Source organism: Streptacidiphilus sp. PB12-B1b, assembly GCF_014084125.1.
In the GTDB taxonomy this organism is placed as follows: domain Bacteria; phylum Actinomycetota; class Actinomycetes; order Streptomycetales; family Streptomycetaceae; genus Streptacidiphilus.
In genome coordinates, this window is record NZ_CP048405.1 from 7,655,801 (window position 1) to 7,672,494 (window position 16,694).

The window sequence follows — 16,694 nt, forward strand, 5'->3', positions numbered from 1 at the left end:
GAGACGGCCGGAGGACCCCGGTCGTCCCACCCGAAGATCCGGAGAAGGTGGCATGAGCGCGCCGCGGGACGGCAGAACTCAACGGGGACGCGGCGGACGCACCCCGGAACCCGGCACGCCGCCCGGGCCCGAGGGCGGTGTCGACCCCTACCTGGACGAGACCTACGCCCGCGACCCGTACGCGCAGGACCCGTACGGGCACGACGCGTACAACCAGCCGTACCAGCCCGAGGGCTTCGGACCGAGCGGCTACGGCGGCCAGCAGGGCTACGCCGCCCAGGCCCCTGCCCAGAGCCCCGCCCAGGCGCCCTACGGGCAGCCGGGCTACGGGCCGCAGGGTTTCGCCGCCTACGAGGCCAACGCCTACCCGCAGCAGACCCAGCCGCAGCCCCAGGCGCAGGCTCCGCAGCAGCAGGCCCAGCCGCAGGCGCAGCCCCCGCAGCAGTACGGGCAGCAGCAGCCCCCGGCCGGCTACCAGGCCCCGTACGACCAGAACGCCTACGGCGGGCAACAGCAGCCGCAGCAGTACGCCACGCCGCAGTACGACGGACAGCCCTACGACAACGGGCAGCCGTACTCGACCGCGCCGGGTGCCGGCGCCGCCTACGGCACCGACCCCGGCGCGCCCACCGAGTACGTCGGCGTCGACGAGTTGGTCAGCCGGGCCGGGCGGTCCGGCCAGGAGCAGCCGCCGGACGCCGACCCCTACGGCTTCCTCTTCCGTGACGGCGGCAACCAGGCGGAGCCCAACCCGGCCGCCTACCCCCCGGGCATGTACGGCGAGGCCGGCGGCGACGCCGCCATGGAGCTCACCAACACCATGCCGCTGTTCCGGGTGAGCGCGGAGGCCCTGGGCGCCGCGAGCGCGGACACCACGGCCGAGCCGGACCAGGAGCAGAAGGGCGGCGGCAAGGCCGGCAGCCTGCTGAGCTCCAGCGCGATCATGGCCGCGGGCACGCTTGTTTCACGTGGAACCGGCTTCGTCCGGACCATGGTCATCACCTTCGCCATCGGCGTGGGCACCATGGGCGACGCCTACAACGTCGCCAACACCCTGCCGACCCTGCTCTACATCCTGGTCGGCGGCGGCGCGCTGAACGCCGTCTTCGTGCCGCAGCTGGTCCGCAGCATGAAGAACGACGAGGACGGCGGCGAGGCGTACGCCAGCCGGCTGCTCACCCTGGTCGTGGTCGGGCTGGGCGGGGTGGTCTTCGCCACCGTCCTGGCCGCACCGCTGCTGGTGCGGCTGGTCTCCGACTCGATCATGCGCAATCCGGAGAGCGCCAGCGTCACCGTCTCCCTGGCCCGCTATTGCCTGCCCACCATCTTCTTCATGGGCGTCCACGTGGTCATGGGCCAGGTGCTGAACGCCCGCGGCAAGTTCGGCGCGATGATGTGGACCCCGGTCCTGAACAACGTCGTCGTCATCTTCACCTTCGGCATGTACGCCTGGGTCTACGGCCCGTTCACCCACACCAAGGTCACCCCGGAGACCATCTCCCCCGAGGGCGTCCACCTGCTGGGCATCGGCACCCTGTTGGGCCTCAGCGTCCAGGCGCTGTCGATGATCCCGTACCTGCGCGCCGCCGGCTTCAAGTTCCGGCCCCGCTTCGACTGGCGCGGCCACGGCCTCGGCCACGCCGCCAAGTTGGCCCGCTGGACCTTCCTCTTCGTCCTGGCCAACCAGGCCGGCTACCTGGTCGTCACGCAGCTGGCCACAGCCGCCGGAAACGCCTCGGGCACCAACGGCGCGGGCCTGTCCGCCTACTCCAACGCGCTGCTGATCTGGCAGCTCCCGCAGGCCGTGATCACCGTCTCGGTGATGAGCGCGGTGCTGCCCAGGATCTCCCGCTCCGCCGCCGACGGGGACGCCGTCTCCGTCCGCGACGACCTGTCCTACGGGCTGCGCACCTCGGCCGTGGCGATCGTTCCCGCCGCCTTCATCTTCCTGGCGCTCGGACCGGTGATCGGCTCCGTGCTGTACGGCTTCGGCGGCCGCACCCAGGGCACCTCGGTCGGCTGGATGCTCTCCGCCTTCGGACTGGGCCTGATCCCCTACTCGGCCCAGTACGTCCTGCTGCGCGGCTTCTACGCCTACGAGGACACCCGCACGCCCTTCTACAACACGGTGTGGGTCGCGGCCAGCCAGGCGGTGCTCTCCGGGGTCTGCTACCTCGCCCTCCCGGCCCGCTGGGCCGTCACCGGCATGGCCTTCGCCTACGGCGTCTCCTACCTGATCGGCCTGGTCGTCGCCCTGCCCCGGCTGAAACGCCGCATCGGCGACCTGGACGGCCCCCGGATCAAGCGGACCTACAGCAAGCTCATCGGTGCCAGCATCATCCCGGCGGTCGTCGCCTTCGGCTGCTCGACGGCCGTCGCCTCGGCCAGTGGTGGCGGCTTCTTCGGTGATGTCGCCGCCCTGATCGTCGGTATGGTGCTGCAACTCGGTCTCTTCGTCGTCATCACCAAGCGGATGCACATCGAGGAGATGGACTCGCTGATCGGAATGGTCCGCCGCAAGATCGGCCGCTGACCCGCAGGACCGGCGGCCGGATTCCCCCCTCGCAAAGGCAACCCAAGAGGGGGATTGTGGGTCGTAGTCATAAGGCGGGGGTTGGCACAATTGACCGTATGCCCTCTCAGGGGGGACGTTCCAAGGGGAGGAAGGACGAAGGTGGCGGATCGCAGCGAGGCTCCCGTCGAGACCAGCACGGGGAGCGTCGACGACACCGTTCCCGCAGACGACGTCGAGCTGGCAGCCGCCTCCGAGGATGACCTCACGTCAGGGGCCGTCCCCGAGGACACCCCTGAGAGCGAGTCGGCGTCCGAAGCCGAGGCGAAGGCCGAGCCCGAGGACACCCCCGAACCCGAGGCCGAGGCCACGCCCGAGGACAACCCTGAGGCCGAGCCCGCGCCTGCGCCGAAGCCCGAAGCCGGGCCGAAGGCAGCGGCAGAGCAGGAGCCGAAGCCCGAGGCAGCGGCCGAGCCGGAGCCGGCGCCCCAGCCCAAGGCCGCTTCCGCGCCCCCGTTCCCGTTGACCCTCCCGGTGCCGGTCCGCCACAGCGGGGACCGCATCGCCAACCGCTACCGCCTCGAGGAGTGCGTCGCCGAGGACGAGGTCTTCACCAGCTGGCGCGCCATGGACGAGAAGCTGCGGCGCGCCGTCGGCATCCACCTGCTGGCCTCCGGCCACCAGCGCGCCAAGGACACGGTCGCCGCCGCCCGCGAGGCCGCCCTGCTCGGCGACCCCCGCTTCGTCCAGGTGCTGGACGCGGTCGAGGACGGCGAACTGGTCTACGTCGTCCGCGAATGGCTGCCCGACGCCACCGACCTCACCACCCTGCTCGCCGACGGGCCGCTGGAGCCCTACGAGGCCTACCAGTTGGTCCGGCAGGTCACCGACGCGGTCGCCTCCGCCCACCGGCGCGGACAGTCCCATCTGCGGCTCACCCCGGCCTGCGTGCTGCGCAGCGACTCCGGCCAGTACCGGATCAACGGCATCGCCACCGACGCCGCCCTGCGCGGCCTGCACGCCAAGGACCGGGCCGACGCCGAACTGACCGACACCCGCGCCATCGGAGCGCTGCTGTTCGCCGCCCTGACCCACCGCTGGCCCTACCCCGAGGACCGGTACGACCTTCAGGGGATGCCCAAGTTCCTCGGCCTGGTCGCCCCCGAGCAGGTCCGGGCAGGCGTCCACCGGGGCCTGTCGGACCTGTGCGCCCAGGCGCTGTGCCCGGAACCGGGACGCCACCTGGAGCCGCTCACCTCGCCCGAGGCGCTCGCCAAGGCCATCACCCAGCTGCCGAAGGTCAAGCAGCCGGCCCCCGAGCCGCTGGTCATCCCCGAGTACCCGCGCCAGGTGCGCCAGCAGCGACCGGACCAGACCACCGCCGTCGTCCCGCCCATGCCGCCGCACGCCATGCCGCAGCACCCCGGGCCGCTGGTGCCGCCGATGCCGCCCCGACGCACCAACCGCGCGCTGCGCTGGGCCATCTCGCTGGTGCTGCTGGCCGCGGTCGGCCTGGGCAGCTGGGCGACGGCCGAGGCCCTGCTGGACAAGCCCGACTCCAGCAGCGTCACCAAGGTCCCCGCCTCCCCCAGTGGCTCCACCAAGCCCACGGCCCGCCCCACCCCGCACGCCCTGCACATCGAGAGCGCCACCGAGTTCTCACCCCTGGACCCGACGACGATAGCGGGCGACCAGGCGTCCCTGGCCGCCGACGGCAACCCCGCCACGTCCTGGATCACGTCGCCGTTCTACAACTACCCCAAGTTCGGCAACCTGGGAAACCGCGCCGAGGGCAGCGGCATCGTCGTCGACCTCGGCAGCGTGCAGGACGTCACCAGCGTCAACGTCACACTGCCCTTCGCCGGGCAGACCATGGAGGTCGTCGCCGCCCCCGCCGACGCCACCAGCGCCCCCGACGAGTACAGCGGCTACACGCAGCGCATCAGCGACCTGGCGGCCACCACCTCGACCACCGTGGACAGCGCCCCGCTGGCCCACCCCATCCGAACCCGCTTCATCCTGGTGCACATCACCGTGCTGACCCACGACCCGGACGCGGACAACGGCTACTACGGCGGGATCTCCGAGATCCAGGTGCTGAGCTGACGGACGGCCCCCCGGGATGGCACTCTGGTCCGATCAGTTGTCCGAGGGGGAGTAGTGCAAGGTTCGGCGGGCGGTGAAGGTCCGGAGAGACCCACCGACAGCGACAGCGAACTGCTGGCGCGCCATGTGGCGGGCGACCACGACGCCTTCGGCATCCTCGTCCACCGCCACCGCGATCGGCTGTGGGCCGTCGCCCTGCGCACCCTGGGCGACCGCGAGGAGGCGGCGGACGCCCTACAGGACGCCCTGGTCTCCGCCTTCCGCGGAGCCCACACCTTCCAGGGCCGCTCCGCCGTCACCACCTGGCTGCACCGCATCGTCGTGAACGCCTGCCTGGACCGGGCCCGCCGCGCCGCCGGCCACCGCACCCGGCCACTGGACGACGAGCCCGCACTGGACACCGCCCTCGGCATCGGCGAGGGCGCCGACGCGCCGGTCGAGCGCGGCGAGCTGCGCGAGGAACTGGCCGACGCACTCGCCTCGCTCCCCGCCGACCAACGCGCCGCCCTGGTCCTGGTGGACATGCACGGCTATCCCGTCGCCGAGGCCGCCGAGATTCTGGGCGTGCCCGTGGGCACGATCAAGAGCCGCTGCGCCCGCGGCCGCGCCCGGCTGCTGCCCCGGGTAGCCCACCTGCGCGCCGACGTTTCACGTGAAACAGCCGCCCCGCAGCAGCCCAGGGGACCGGCCGGACAACCGTCCCCACCAGGACGGAACCCGGGGGCGGGCGCCTCCGTCCCACTACTGGCCGCTCCACCCGACCGCCGTGCAGGAGGTGAACCAGCGACATGACCGCTTCAGCGTCAGACCCCGCCCTGGACTCCTCCGGGCACCCCGACGTCGATACCCTCGCGGACTACACCGAAGACCTGCTCGGCCCGGAGGCTACGGCCGAGCTGTCGGCGCACCTCGCCGCGTGCGCCGACTGCCGGGAGACCTGCGACGCCCTCGAGGAGGTCCGCACCCTCCTCGGCGGGACCGACGCTCCCCCGATGCCGGACGACATCGCCCGGCGCATCGACGCGGCCCTCGCCGAGGAGGCCGCGCTGCGCACCGCCGACTCCGCACCCCCCGAACTCCGCACCCCCGCAGCCGCCTCCCAGCCTCCCGCCGGGCCGCGCAGGCCCGGGAGCGCGCCGGACCGCCCAGCGGCCCACAGCGGCTCCACCGGACCCGCCGGACGGCGGCCCGGGCGGGGCAGGTCACGCCGACTGCGCCGGGCCGCGCTGTGGGCCTCCTCACTCGCCGTCTGCGGGCTGATCGTCACCGCCGCGCTGAACCTGCACCCGGCGGACACCGGCTCCACAAGCTCCAGCAAAGCGGCCGCCGGCCGTTCGGCGCAGATCAGCCCGCAGTCCGCGCCCGGCTTCACCTCGTTCAGCGACGCGGACCTGCCCGCCCAGATCCAGTCGCTGCTGCAGGCACCACCGTCCCCGGGCGCCGTGGGCGCCCACCCGCAGGCCGTCAACAGCGGGGAACGCTCCAGCAGCGCCGGGATTCCGAGCTGCGCCCTGCAGGCCGTCAACCGGCCCGGGGAGCAGCCGCTGGCCGTCGGCAGGGGCAGCTACCACGGGCTGGCCGTCTACGCCCTGGTCTACCCGGACGCCGCCGACCCGGCGCACTGGACCGACGCCTATCTGGTGAACGCGGGATGCGTCATACCGAGTGGCGCCACCAGTTCCGTCCTGGTGCACCGCACCGTGCCGCGTCCCTGACCGGCTGGGAATGCGGGACACTGGACAACCGTTGAGAGGGCACAGGCAGCGGTGCCTACCACCTCATCGGCCCCAGGCTTGCGAAGCGATTCAGGAGATGCAGTGAGCGACGTCCGTAACGTGATCATCATCGGCTCCGGCCCGGCCGGCTACACGGCCGCGCTCTACACCGCACGCGCCTCGCTCAATCCGCTGGTGTTCGAGGGCGCTGTCACCGCCGGTGGCGCACTGATGAACACCACCGAGGTGGAGAACTTCCCCGGCTTCCAGGACGGCATCATGGGCCCGGAGCTGATGGACAACATGCGCAACCAGGCCGAGCGCTTCGGCGCCGAGCTCATCCCGGACGACGTCGTCTCGGTCGACCTCACCGGCGACATCAAGACCGTCACCGACTCCGAGGGAACCGTCCACCGGGCCAAGGCCGTGATCGTCACCACCGGCTCGCAGCACCGCAAGCTGGGTCTGCCCCGCGAGGACGAACTGTCCGGCCGCGGCGTCTCCTGGTGCGCCACCTGTGACGGCTTCTTCTTCCGTGACCAGGACATCGTCGTGGTCGGCGGCGGCGACACCGCCATGGAGGAGGCGACCTTCCTGTCGCGCTTCGCCAAGTCCGTGACCGTGGTGCACCGCCGCGACAGCCTGCGTGCCAGCAAGACCATGCAGGACCGCGCCTTCGCCGACCCGAAGATCAGCTTTGCCTGGAACAGCGAGGTCGCCGAGATCCACGGCGAGGCCAAGCTCAGCGGACTGACCCTGCGCGACACCGTCACCGGCGAGCTGCGCGAGCTCCCCGTCACCGGCCTCTTCATCGCTGTCGGACACGACCCCCGCACCGAACTCTTCAAGGGCCAGCTCGAACTGGACGACGAGGGCTACCTCCGCGTCGACGCCCCCTCCACCCGGACCAACCTGTCCGGCGTCTTCGGTGCGGGCGACGTGGTCGACCACACCTACCGCCAGGCGATCACGGCCGCCGGGACCGGCTGCGCGTCGGCCCTCGACGCCGAGCGCTACCTCGCCGCGCTCGCCCACGTCGAGGCGACCGCAGCAGCCGTCTGACCCTCCGGCGCCCCAGCGCCCCACCCCGAACCACCACACCCGCGCACCATCCCCCGCACACCCGAGGAGTCCCCGTGGCCGGCGCCACCATCACCGTGACCGACGACACCTTCGCCACCGAGGTGCTCAAGAGCGACAAGCCCGTGCTGGTCGACTTCTGGGCCACCTGGTGCGGCCCGTGCCGCCAGGTCGCCCCCGCCCTGGAGGAGATCGCCGCCGAGTTCGGCGACAAGCTCACCATCGCCAAGCTCGACATCGACAACAACCCCAACACTCCCGCCACCTACGGCGTGCTCTCCATCCCCACCATGCACGTCTACCAGAACGGCGAGATCGTGAAGACGATCGTCGGCGCCAAGCCCAAGAGCGCTCTGCTGCGCGACCTGGCCCAGTTCATCGCCTGACGGCCGAAGCGCCCCATGCCGGGGCGGCCACCCATGGGTGGCCGCCCCGGCATTTCCCTGTTCCACGTGAAACGGCGCGTACGATCAGCAGATCCCATGCAGAGGAGGGGACCTCGCACCATGACCCAGCACCCACCCCACACCTACCGGTGGAAGCTCGGCGACACCGGACCTGCCATCGCCGAGATCCGCTTCAAGCTCGCACTCCTCGGCCTGCTCAGCCTGGACGACTCCAGCAGCCGACAGCGCCGGCTGCCCTCCGCCTCCTCCCTGTTCGACCGTGAGGTGGACGCCGCGGTGCGCCACTTCCAACAGCAGCGAGGGCTCACCTCGGACGGCGTGGTCGGCCCCGAGACCTACCGCCATCTCAACGAAGCCCGCTGGAGTCTCGGCGACCGGGTCCTCAGCCACACCGCAAGCAACCTGCAGATCGGCGACGACGTCGCCCACCTCCAACAGCGCCTGCTGGACATGGGGTTCACCCCGGGCCGGGTGGACGGCATCTACGGCCCCGCCACCGCCCAGGCCGTCAGCGAGTTCCAGCGGAACATGGGCCTCGTCCCGGACGGCACGCTCGGCCTCGCCACCTTCACCGTTCTGGAACGGCTCGCCCGCACCGTCGTCGGCGGCGCCCCGCATGTGATGCGCGAGACCGAGATGCTGCTGCGCTCCGGCCCCGCACTCAGCGGCAAGGTCGTCGTCATCGACCCCGGACACGGCGGCAGCGACCCGGGTGTCCTGGCGGGCAGCGTCAGCGAGGCAGTACTCGTCTGGGAGATCGCCACCAGCCTGGCGGGGCGGCTCAACGCCCTCGGAGTCCGCACCTACCTCACCCGTGGCGCGGACAGCGGAGGCGACGAGGCCCAGCGCGCCGAGTACGCCAACGCCACCGGCGCCGACCTGCTGATCTCCCTGCACGTCGAGGGCCACCACAACCCCGCCGCCTCGGGCGTCGCCAGCTACTACTACGGCGACGAGAGCCGGGGCCGCTGGTCCCACGCCGGAAAGCAGTTCGCCGGGCTGGCCCAGCGAGAGCTGATCGCCCGCTGCGGCCTCGGCGACAACCGCAGCCACGCGCGTACCTGGACCCTGCTGCGCTCCACCCGGATGACGGCCGTCCGGCTGGAGATGGGCTATCTGACCAACCCGGGGGACGCCGCCCGGATCACCTCACCGGGCTTCCGCACCAACGCCGTGGAGTCCATCGCCGTGGCCGTGCAGCGGCTCTACCTGCCGCCGGAGGACGACTCCCCGACCGGCGTGCTGCACCTGCCCGCGCTCACCTGACGGCTGGGGGCCTGACTGGGGGGTGTGCGTGTTTCACGTGAAACACGCACACCCCCCAGTCACATACAGCCGGTCGCGGCGAGCCGGTTCACAGCGGCCGCAGCGACGGCTCCTTCTGCACCGCGCCGAGCAGGCGCTCCAGGGCAACCTCCATCTCGCCCTTCCAGGAGATCGCCGAGCGCACCTCCAGCCGCAGCCGGGGATACCGGTGGTGCGGTCGGACCGTCTTGAAGCCGACGGCCAGCAGATAGTCAGCCGGGAGGATGCAGCCGGGCTCCGTCCAACGGGCGTCGGCGAACGCCTCGATCGCCTTGAAGTCCCGCCGCACGAGATCCTTGGCGACCGTCTGCACCAGAGTCCGGCCGATGCCCTGCCCCTGGTAACCGGGGAGCACCCGCGCCGTCATCAACTGCACCGCGTCCGGTGAGACCGGGCTCGTGGGGAAGGACAGCGACCTCGGAACGTAGGCCGGCGGCGCATAGAGTACAAAGCCCGCCGGAACGTCGTCCACATAGGCGATCCGGCCGCAGGACCCCCACTCCAGCAACACAGCGGAGATCCAGGACTCCTTCTCCAGCTCCGGCTGGCCCCCCTTGATCGCAGCCTGCCCGCTCACCTGGTCCAGCTCCCAGAACACGCAGGATCTGCAGGTGACCGGAAGGTCGGAAAGGCTGTCCAGAGTCAGCGGTACGAGCCTGCGTCCCATGCACCACACCTTCGGGCTCAGCGGTCCCGGGGGACCGGTCCTCGCTCAACGATAAGCGGGGAAGGTTGCCGTCAGCACCCCGACGGGCCACAAGCAGATGGCTCCCTGTTTCACGTGAAACAGGGAGCCATCCGAGATGCCCGTGACCACGACGCGGTTAGACCTCCGCGTCGCCCGAAGCGCCGCCGAGGCCCTCCTTCAGCCGCTGCCCCTCGCCCGGGGCGAAGGAGTCGAGGATCCGCTTGAGATCCTCGACCGTGGCGAACTCGACCACGATCTTGCCGCGATGGGCACCCAGATCGACCTTGACCCGGGTGTCGAAACGGTCGGACAGCCGGCTCGCCAGACTGGCCAGAGCGGGCGAGGGAACCTTGCCCGCCCGGGGACGACGCGGTTTGGGCTTGGGCTGCTCGGCCCGGGCCAGCATGACGATCTCCTCGACCGTCCGGACCGAGAGCCCCTCGGCATTGATCCGGTCCGCCAACTGCTCCTGCTCCTGCGGGCTGTCCAGTCCCAGCAGCGCCCGCGCATGTCCGGCCGAGATGGACTTGGCCGCCACCCGGCGCTGCACCGACGGCGGCAGCTTCAGCAGCCGCAGGGTGTTGGTCACCTGCGCTCGGGAGCGGCCGATCCGGTCGGCGAGCTCGTCATGGGTGCAGGAGAAGTCCCGCAGCAGCTGGTCATAGGCGGCCGCCTCCTCCAGCGCGTTCAGCTGGGAACGGTGCAGGTTCTCCAGCAGGGCGTCCAGGAGGAGCTTCTCGTCCTCCGTCGCCCGGACGATCGCCGGAATGGCGTCCAGCCCTGCCTCCCGGCAGGCCCGCCAGCGACGCTCACCCATGATGAGCTCATAGCGCTCCGGACCGACCTGACGCACCACCACCGGCTGGAGCAGGCCCACCTCCTTGATGGAGTGCACCAGCTCCTTCAGCGCCTCCTCGTCGAAGACATCACGGGGCTGACGCGGGTTCTGCTTGATGGCGTCCAGCGGGATCTCAGCGAAGTACGCCCCGTCCACCTCCCGCAGCTCGGTGTCGGCGCCACCCGTCACCGTTTCACGTGAAACACCCGGGGCCTCCGGGTCGAGCGGGCGCTCCAGGGTGCCGACCGCCCCCGCCGCCTTGGCGGCGGCACTGCCCCGCTCCCCTCCCGTGCCCGCCACCGTGCCCGAGGGGCCCGAGGCCCCGTGGATGGCCGGCCGTACCTCCGGCCCGGACGCGGCCGGGATGAGTGCTCCCAGACCACGGCCCAGACCCCTGCGACGCTCGCTCACCGGTTCCCCTCCATCGTGCTGTGCCCTGCGGCGTGGTGGCCCACAGAGTCCTGCTGCGGCAGCCCCTGCTCAGCCATCCGACGCGGCTGCTGCTGGTAGACCCCCGGGCTGCCGGGGTCGGCGGTGAACCGGGCATCCGCTGCCCGGGCGTCCGCCTCCGCGCCCCGGAGGGCGATCTCCTTGGCCGCCTCCAGATAGGAGAGCGCCCCGGTCGAACTCGGATCATAGGTGAGAACCGTCTGTCCGTAGCTCGGAGCCTCCGAGACGCGCACCGAACGGGGGATGCTGGTCTTCAGCACCTCCTCCGCGAAGTGCGTGCGGACCTCCTCGGCGACCTGGGCGGCCAGCCGGGTCCGGGCGTCGTACATCGTCAGCAGGATCGTCGAGACATGCAGATGCGGATTGAGGTGGGCCCGGACCAGGTCCACGTTCCGCAGCAGCTGCCCCAGCCCCTCCAGGGCGTAGTACTCGCACTGGATCGGGATGAGCACCTCGCGGCCGGCCACCATGGCGTTCACGGTGAGCAGACCGAGCGAGGGAGGGCAGTCGATCAGGATGTAGTCGAGCGGCTGCTCGTACGCCTCGATCGCGCGCTGCAGCCGGCTCTCCCGGGCCACCAGCGACACCAGCTCGATCTCCGCACCGGCGAGATCGATGGTGGCCGGGCAGCAGAAGAGGCCCTCGACATCCACGACCGGCTGGACGACGTCGGCAAGCGGCTTGCCCTCGACCAGGACGTCGTAGATGGAGGGAACCTCGGCATGGTGGTCGATGCCCAGGGCCGTCGAGGCATTGCCTTGGGGATCGAGGTCGACCACCAGGACCCGTGCCCCCTGCATGGCCAGGGAGGCGGCGAGGTTGACCGTCGTCGTGGTCTTCCCCACGCCGCCCTTCTGATTGGCCACCACCAGAACCCGGGTACGGGCCGGTCGCGGCAGTGCTTCGGTGGCACGCCCCAGCGCCTCCACCGCGGCCTGCGCGGCGCGGCCGATGGGGTGTCATCGCTGAGAGCGGTGATATCCAAGTCCTGCATAGGCGCCAGTGTTTCACGTGAAACATGACGCCTACTACGGGGTCCTGGCAACGGATCTGCCAGAGATGACTTTGTTTCCGACTCCAGCGGCATTCCCAGGGCGCGAGCATCACTCGGCACGGGATCACCCCCCTCTCCGTCCTGGCTGTCGCTGGAATCATCGCGCAGCCCGTGGACGGCGGAGGGCAGTTGCCGCCCTTCCAGCCCCCTGGGGGAGGCATATTCACCCGAACGGCGACCGAACTGTCCGGCCTCGCGGGCCCGGCTCAGGATTCCCGGCAGAAGGGAGCGACGTTTCACGTGAAACACGATGCCCGTTATGCCGGAAATACCATGCCGCGACACTCCGAACACGCCGAGGGGCCCTGGTGCACGTTTCACGTGAAACGTGCACCAGGGCCCCTCGTCCGCCGAGCCGTTCGGCCCGTTCGTTCGCTCAGTGCCTCAGGTCGATCAGTGCCTCAGGTTGATCAGCGCCGACGCCGCGGAGTGTTCCGGGTGCCGCCGGCCGCCCGGCCGGCCCGCGCGGCCCGGGCCCGCCGGGCAGCCGCCTTCACGCCGCCCGGGCTCTCGCCCACCTGCACCCTGACGACATGGGTCGGCGTCTCCACCACGCCCTCCCCGGCGATCCCCACCGACCAGTCCCGCGCACCCAGCTTCACCAGAGCGGACTTGTGGTCGGTCAGCTCCTGCTCGGCCAGGTCCCCCTTGAGCGCCAGCATCTCGCCGTAGGGGCGCAGCAGCGGCAGCCCCCAGCCGGCCAGGCGGTCCAGCGGCGCGACCGCACGCGCGGTGACCACATCGACCGACAGCTTGCCGACCATCTCCTCGGCGCGGCCACGCAGGACCGTCACGTTCTCCAGCCCCAGCTCCTTGACCACCTCCTCCAGGAAGGTGGTCCGGCGCAGCAACGGCTCCAACAGGGTGATCCGCACATCGGGCCGGGCCAGGGCCACCGGAATCCCCGGCAGCCCCGCCCCCGAGCCCACGTCGCACAGCGAGACGCCCTCCGGCAGCAGCTCGCCCAGGACCGCGCAGTTGAGAATGTGCCGCTCCCACAGGCGCGGCACCTCCCGGGGGCCGATCAGCCCGCGCCGGACGCCCGCGTCAGCGAGCAGCTCGGCATAGCGCACCGCCTGCTCGAAGCGGTCACCAAAAACCTCACGGGCGGACGCCGGAGCATCAGGGAGTTCCTGCTCGGACTCGTCGATCACCGCGTCACCGTCGTCCATCGGCGCTGCCGACATCGCGGAACCTTTCCTTGCCTACGTCAGCCGGCCGAAACCGGCAGGACGACGACGCAGCGCTGCGGCTCCTCGCCCTCGGACTCACTGCGCAGCCCCGCGGCCGCGACGGCGTCGTGGACGACCTTGCGCTCGAAGGGCGTCATCGGCCGGAGCTTGACCGGAACACCGTCCTCCTTGGCCTCCTTGGCCGCCTGGGCGCCCAGCTCGGCCAGCTCGGCACGCTTGCGGGCACGGAAGCCGGCGATGTCCAGCATCAGCCGGCTGCGCTCGCCGGTCTCCCGGTGCACGGCCAGCCGGGTCAGCTCCTGCAGGGCCTCCAGTACCTCGCCATCCTGGCCGACCAGGCGCAGCAGCGACCGCTCAGCGCCGGGGCCCTCACCGATGATGGAGACCGAGGCGCGGTCGCCCTCGACGTCCATGTCGATGTCGCCGTCGAGATCGGCGATGTCGAGCAGCGCTTCCAGGTAGTCCGCGGCGATCTCGCCTTCCTGCTCCAGGTTGCCGAGCGGGTCGCCCTTGTCCTTGGACTCGTCAGGCTCGACCGGGGTCACGGTGCCCTCCGTCACTGGATGGCCTCCTTGGGTACTCGTGTGGTGGACAGGCAGCAGCGTTGCGGGTAGCTCCGCGCTGGGCGCTACTAGGACTTCTTCTTGGGGCGCTGGCCTGCCGGCTGCGGGCTGCGCTTCCCGGGCTGGTTGGCGCGCTTCGGCTGACCGCCCTGGGCGGCGCCGCCGCCCGAGGTGGTGGCGCGGCCACGGGCCTGCGACGGCGTGGTCTTCTTGGCCTGCGGCGTGGGCTGCGGCGTGACCGGGCTGTCCGTGACGCTCTCGGCGGTCTCCACCACGGCGTCCGCGGGAGCCGTTCCGGCAGTGCTGCCGCCGCTCTGACGCTGGGCCTTGGTCTGCCGCTTGGGCTGCTGCCGGCGCACCGGCGCGGCCTCCGCGGCGACGGGCTCGGCCGGTGCCTCCCCGCCCTTGACCAGCGAGGCCAGCCCGGCCTTGACCGGGGTGCCGTCCGCGTTCAGCTTGCCCTGGGCCTTGAGGCGCTCCAGGCGGGCCTTGTGGGCGACCGAACCGGGGGTGGGGTTCTGGTGGATGATCACGAACTGCTGGCCGAGGGTCCACAGGTTGGTGGTGACCATGTAGACGAGGACACCGACCGGCATGTTGATGCCGAAGAAGATGTAGATGATCGGCAGCACGTACATCATCATCTTCTGCTGCTGCATGTACGGCGTCTTGACCGTGAGGTCGACGTTCTTCGTCATCATCATGCGCGTCATCAGGAACTGCGACGAGCACATGACCGCGATCATGATGCCGGTGACGATCTTGACGCTGGTGGTGGTGTGCGCACCCACGAAGGTGGCCGACAGCAGGGCGCCGAAGATGTGCGCCACGTGCGCGCTGCCCAGCACCGAGCCGTGGATGGCGCCGACCGGCGTGTTATCGGCGACCTTGCGCAGCACCCCGTACAGGGCCATGAAGAAGGGCGACTGGATCAGCAGCGGCAGGCAGCTGCCCGCCGGGTTGACCCCGGCCTCCTTGTAGACCTTCATGGTCTCTTCGGAGAGCCGCTGGCGGTCGCCCTTGTAGCGCTCCTGGATGGCCTTGAGCTTGGGCTGCAGTGCCTGCATCGCCCGCATGGACTTGGTCTGCTTGATCGTGAGCGGGATCATGCAGGCCCGGATGACGACCGTCAGCGTGACGATGGACAGGCCCCAGGCCCAGCCGCTGTCAGGAAGGAAGACGTGGCTGTACATCGCGTGGAACTGAACGACGATCCACGAGACTGCGGTATACAGCGGGCTGAGGACGGAGTCGAGAAACCCCACGGTCATGCTCCTTGAACGTTGGTCGAGGGAGTCGGCGCTTCGGCGCGGCTCGGGTTGTGGGGTCCCAGGTCTTCGGTGCCTCGGGACAGGAGCCTGCGCACCGCTTGGTGCCAGACCGGGCGCTTGCGCGCGGGGACGTAGTCGAAGCCGCCGGCACTCCACGGGTTGCATCGAAGGATGCGCCATGCAGTGAGGGCGGTGCCTTTGACCGCGCCGTGGACCTTGATCGCCTCGAACCCGTACCGGGAACAGGAGGGGTGGTACCGGCAGACCGGGCCCAGCAGTGGACTGACGGTCCACTGGTAGACCCGGATGAGCCCCATCAGCAGGTACTTGCCTGCCAGGAGCGCAGCCAGGCCGATGAGCACCATCAGCAGGTACGTCACTGCCCTGCTCCCGTCGGCGAGGATGCGGTACTGGCACCCCGAGGCCGGTTGCCACGGGACGCCGTCAACTTCCGCAACGCGGAATCGAGATCGCGTTCCAGGTCCGCGTAGTCCGCTGTCCCGGCTGGGGGCAGCGCGCGTACCACTACCAGGCTACCTGCGGGCAGACCGGAGATACGGGCGGCTACCAGGTGACGTAGACGACGCTTCACACGGTTACGGACCACCGCTGGTCCGACCGCCTTGCTGACGACAAAACCCGCACGCGCCGGGGAGAGTGCCTCCCCGGCGGTGTGCGGGTCCGTTGACGACAAGCCCGTCTCCGCGGCGGAATCCTGGGCACCGGCACTGCCTCCGGCCGTTACACCCTCGCTCTCACGAAGGTGTACGACCAGCAGAGGACGTCCGGCACGGCGGCCCCGCCGCGTCGCGGTTGCGAAATCCTGGCGCCGCCTCAGCCGATGTTCGGGGGGCAGCACGTCATGACCGACAGGATCAGGCGGACAGGCGGGCGCGACCCTTTTCGCGGCGAGCCGCGAGGATCGCACGGCCGGCACGGGTGCGCATCCGCAGGCGGAAGCCATGGGTCTTGGCGCGACGACGGTTGTTCGGCTGGAAGGTGCGCTTGCTCACGGGGGGACTCCAGGGATGAATCGAAGGGTGGCGGGGCGTCGCATGGCCGTCACCGTGCGTCCGCGCGATCCCCGAAACCGTTATGTACGGTGATCCACGACGCCCGTAGCTGCGCGCCTTGGTGTGCGGATATTCCGCGGGCATGCGGCAGCGGCCATCGACAACTCGACCTCGTTACGGTACGTGGAACACGCCCAACGGGTCAAACCGGCTGCCCCCGCCCCGCCCGCGGCTGCGGCCCGGCGAGGCGGGCCCGACCGGTCTGAGACACTGCTTGTACACACCCTGTGGACAAGAACTTGAACGCAGGCACTCCCGCTGACTACCGTTGACAGACTCTCTGTCCCCTTCCGTCCTCCGGCGACCCGCCCGGTTCTTCCCCGCCACCGGCCCCGGTGGAACGAGAAAGCGTGCACCAGTGGCTGATACAAGCAGCGATCTTGCGACCGTCTGGGCGCGGGTCGTCGAGCGACTGGGCACTGACCTCGGCGTCGAGTCC

Annotated in this window: 15 protein-coding genes and 1 pseudogene; 7 read left to right on the forward strand and 9 right to left on the reverse strand. The window is 70.7% G+C overall.

Annotated elements, in window-relative coordinates:
- Positions 1-52 precede the first annotated feature (52 nt).
- From murJ to GXW83_RS33565, 7 genes are all read left to right on the forward strand, one after another.
- On the forward strand, positions 53-2,533 hold the full coding sequence (gene murJ, locus GXW83_RS33535) for a murein biosynthesis integral membrane protein MurJ (protein WP_182446887.1): 2,481 nt from the start codon (positions 53-55) through the stop codon (positions 2,531-2,533).
- A gap of 141 nt (positions 2,534-2,674) precedes the next feature.
- Positions 2,675-4,618, forward strand: coding sequence for a serine/threonine protein kinase (locus tag GXW83_RS33540; RefSeq protein WP_182446889.1), 1,944 nt, complete (start codon positions 2,675-2,677; stop codon positions 4,616-4,618).
- 54 nt (positions 4,619-4,672) lie between these two features.
- On the forward strand, positions 4,673-5,410 hold the full coding sequence (sigM, locus tag GXW83_RS33545; RefSeq protein ID WP_182446890.1) for an RNA polymerase sigma factor SigM: 738 nt from the start codon (positions 4,673-4,675) through the stop codon (positions 5,408-5,410).
- Complete coding sequence (locus tag GXW83_RS35185; RefSeq protein WP_182446892.1) at positions 5,407-6,333, forward strand: anti-sigma factor; 927 nt, start codon at positions 5,407-5,409, stop codon at positions 6,331-6,333. The genes sigM and GXW83_RS35185 overlap by 4 nt, the downstream gene beginning before the upstream one ends.
- 102 nt (positions 6,334-6,435) lie before the next feature.
- Positions 6,436-7,395 carry a thioredoxin-disulfide reductase gene (gene trxB, locus GXW83_RS33555; RefSeq protein ID WP_182446895.1) on the forward strand — a complete coding sequence of 320 codons (960 nt, stop codon included), beginning with the start codon at positions 6,436-6,438 and terminating at the stop codon, positions 7,393-7,395.
- A gap of 74 nt (positions 7,396-7,469) precedes the next feature.
- Complete coding sequence (gene trxA / locus GXW83_RS33560; RefSeq protein WP_182446896.1) at positions 7,470-7,799, forward strand: thioredoxin; 330 nt, start codon at positions 7,470-7,472, stop codon at positions 7,797-7,799.
- 120 nt (positions 7,800-7,919) lie between these two features.
- A complete protein-coding gene (locus tag GXW83_RS33565; RefSeq protein WP_182446898.1) occupies positions 7,920-9,086 on the forward strand; it encodes an N-acetylmuramoyl-L-alanine amidase in 1,167 nt (388 codons plus the stop codon).
- Positions 9,087-9,174: 88 nt separating this feature from the next.
- On the opposite strand, the gene GXW83_RS33570 is transcribed toward GXW83_RS33565, so the two are convergent.
- The 9 genes and pseudogenes from GXW83_RS33570 to rpmH form a co-directional block, all read right to left on the reverse strand.
- Positions 9,175-9,792: a GNAT family N-acetyltransferase gene (locus GXW83_RS33570; protein WP_182446900.1), complete on the reverse strand. Its 618-nt coding sequence runs from the start codon at positions 9,790-9,792 to the stop codon at positions 9,175-9,177.
- Positions 9,793-9,949: 157 nt separating this feature from the next.
- The gene (locus tag GXW83_RS33575) at positions 9,950-11,062 is read right to left on the reverse strand and encodes a ParB/RepB/Spo0J family partition protein (protein ID WP_182446902.1); all 1,113 of its coding nucleotides are present in this window, start codon (positions 11,060-11,062) and stop codon (positions 9,950-9,952) included.
- Positions 11,059-12,095: pseudogene (locus GXW83_RS33580) on the reverse strand (ParA family protein). The gene GXW83_RS33575 and the pseudogene GXW83_RS33580 overlap by 4 nt, the downstream one beginning before the upstream one ends.
- A 470-nt stretch (positions 12,096-12,565) precedes the next feature.
- Entirely contained in the window at positions 12,566-13,342 is a 777-nt protein-coding gene (gene rsmG, locus GXW83_RS33585) for a 16S rRNA (guanine(527)-N(7))-methyltransferase RsmG (RefSeq protein ID WP_225447393.1), read from the reverse strand.
- Positions 13,343-13,365: 23 nt separating this feature from the next.
- On the reverse strand, positions 13,366-13,908 hold the full coding sequence (locus tag GXW83_RS33590; RefSeq protein ID WP_182446904.1) for a R3H domain-containing nucleic acid-binding protein: 543 nt from the start codon (positions 13,906-13,908) through the stop codon (positions 13,366-13,368).
- Positions 13,909-13,979: 71 nt separating this feature from the next.
- Positions 13,980-15,182, reverse strand: a complete 1,203-nt coding sequence (yidC, locus tag GXW83_RS33595) for a membrane protein insertase YidC (RefSeq protein ID WP_182446906.1) — start codon at positions 15,180-15,182, stop codon at positions 13,980-13,982.
- Positions 15,179-15,547 carry a membrane protein insertion efficiency factor YidD gene (gene yidD, locus GXW83_RS33600; RefSeq protein ID WP_182447731.1) on the reverse strand — a complete coding sequence of 123 codons (369 nt, stop codon included), beginning with the start codon at positions 15,545-15,547 and terminating at the stop codon, positions 15,179-15,181. Before yidD ends, yidC begins: the two co-directional genes overlap by 4 nt.
- Before the next feature lie 11 nt (positions 15,548-15,558).
- Entirely contained in the window at positions 15,559-16,041 is a 483-nt protein-coding gene (gene rnpA, locus GXW83_RS33605) for a ribonuclease P protein component (RefSeq protein ID WP_182446908.1), read from the reverse strand.
- A 16-nt stretch (positions 16,042-16,057) separates the two neighbouring features.
- Positions 16,058-16,195 carry a 50S ribosomal protein L34 gene (gene rpmH, locus GXW83_RS33610; RefSeq protein WP_034089364.1) on the reverse strand — a complete coding sequence of 46 codons (138 nt, stop codon included), beginning with the start codon at positions 16,193-16,195 and terminating at the stop codon, positions 16,058-16,060.
- Positions 16,196-16,694 lie beyond the last annotated feature (499 nt).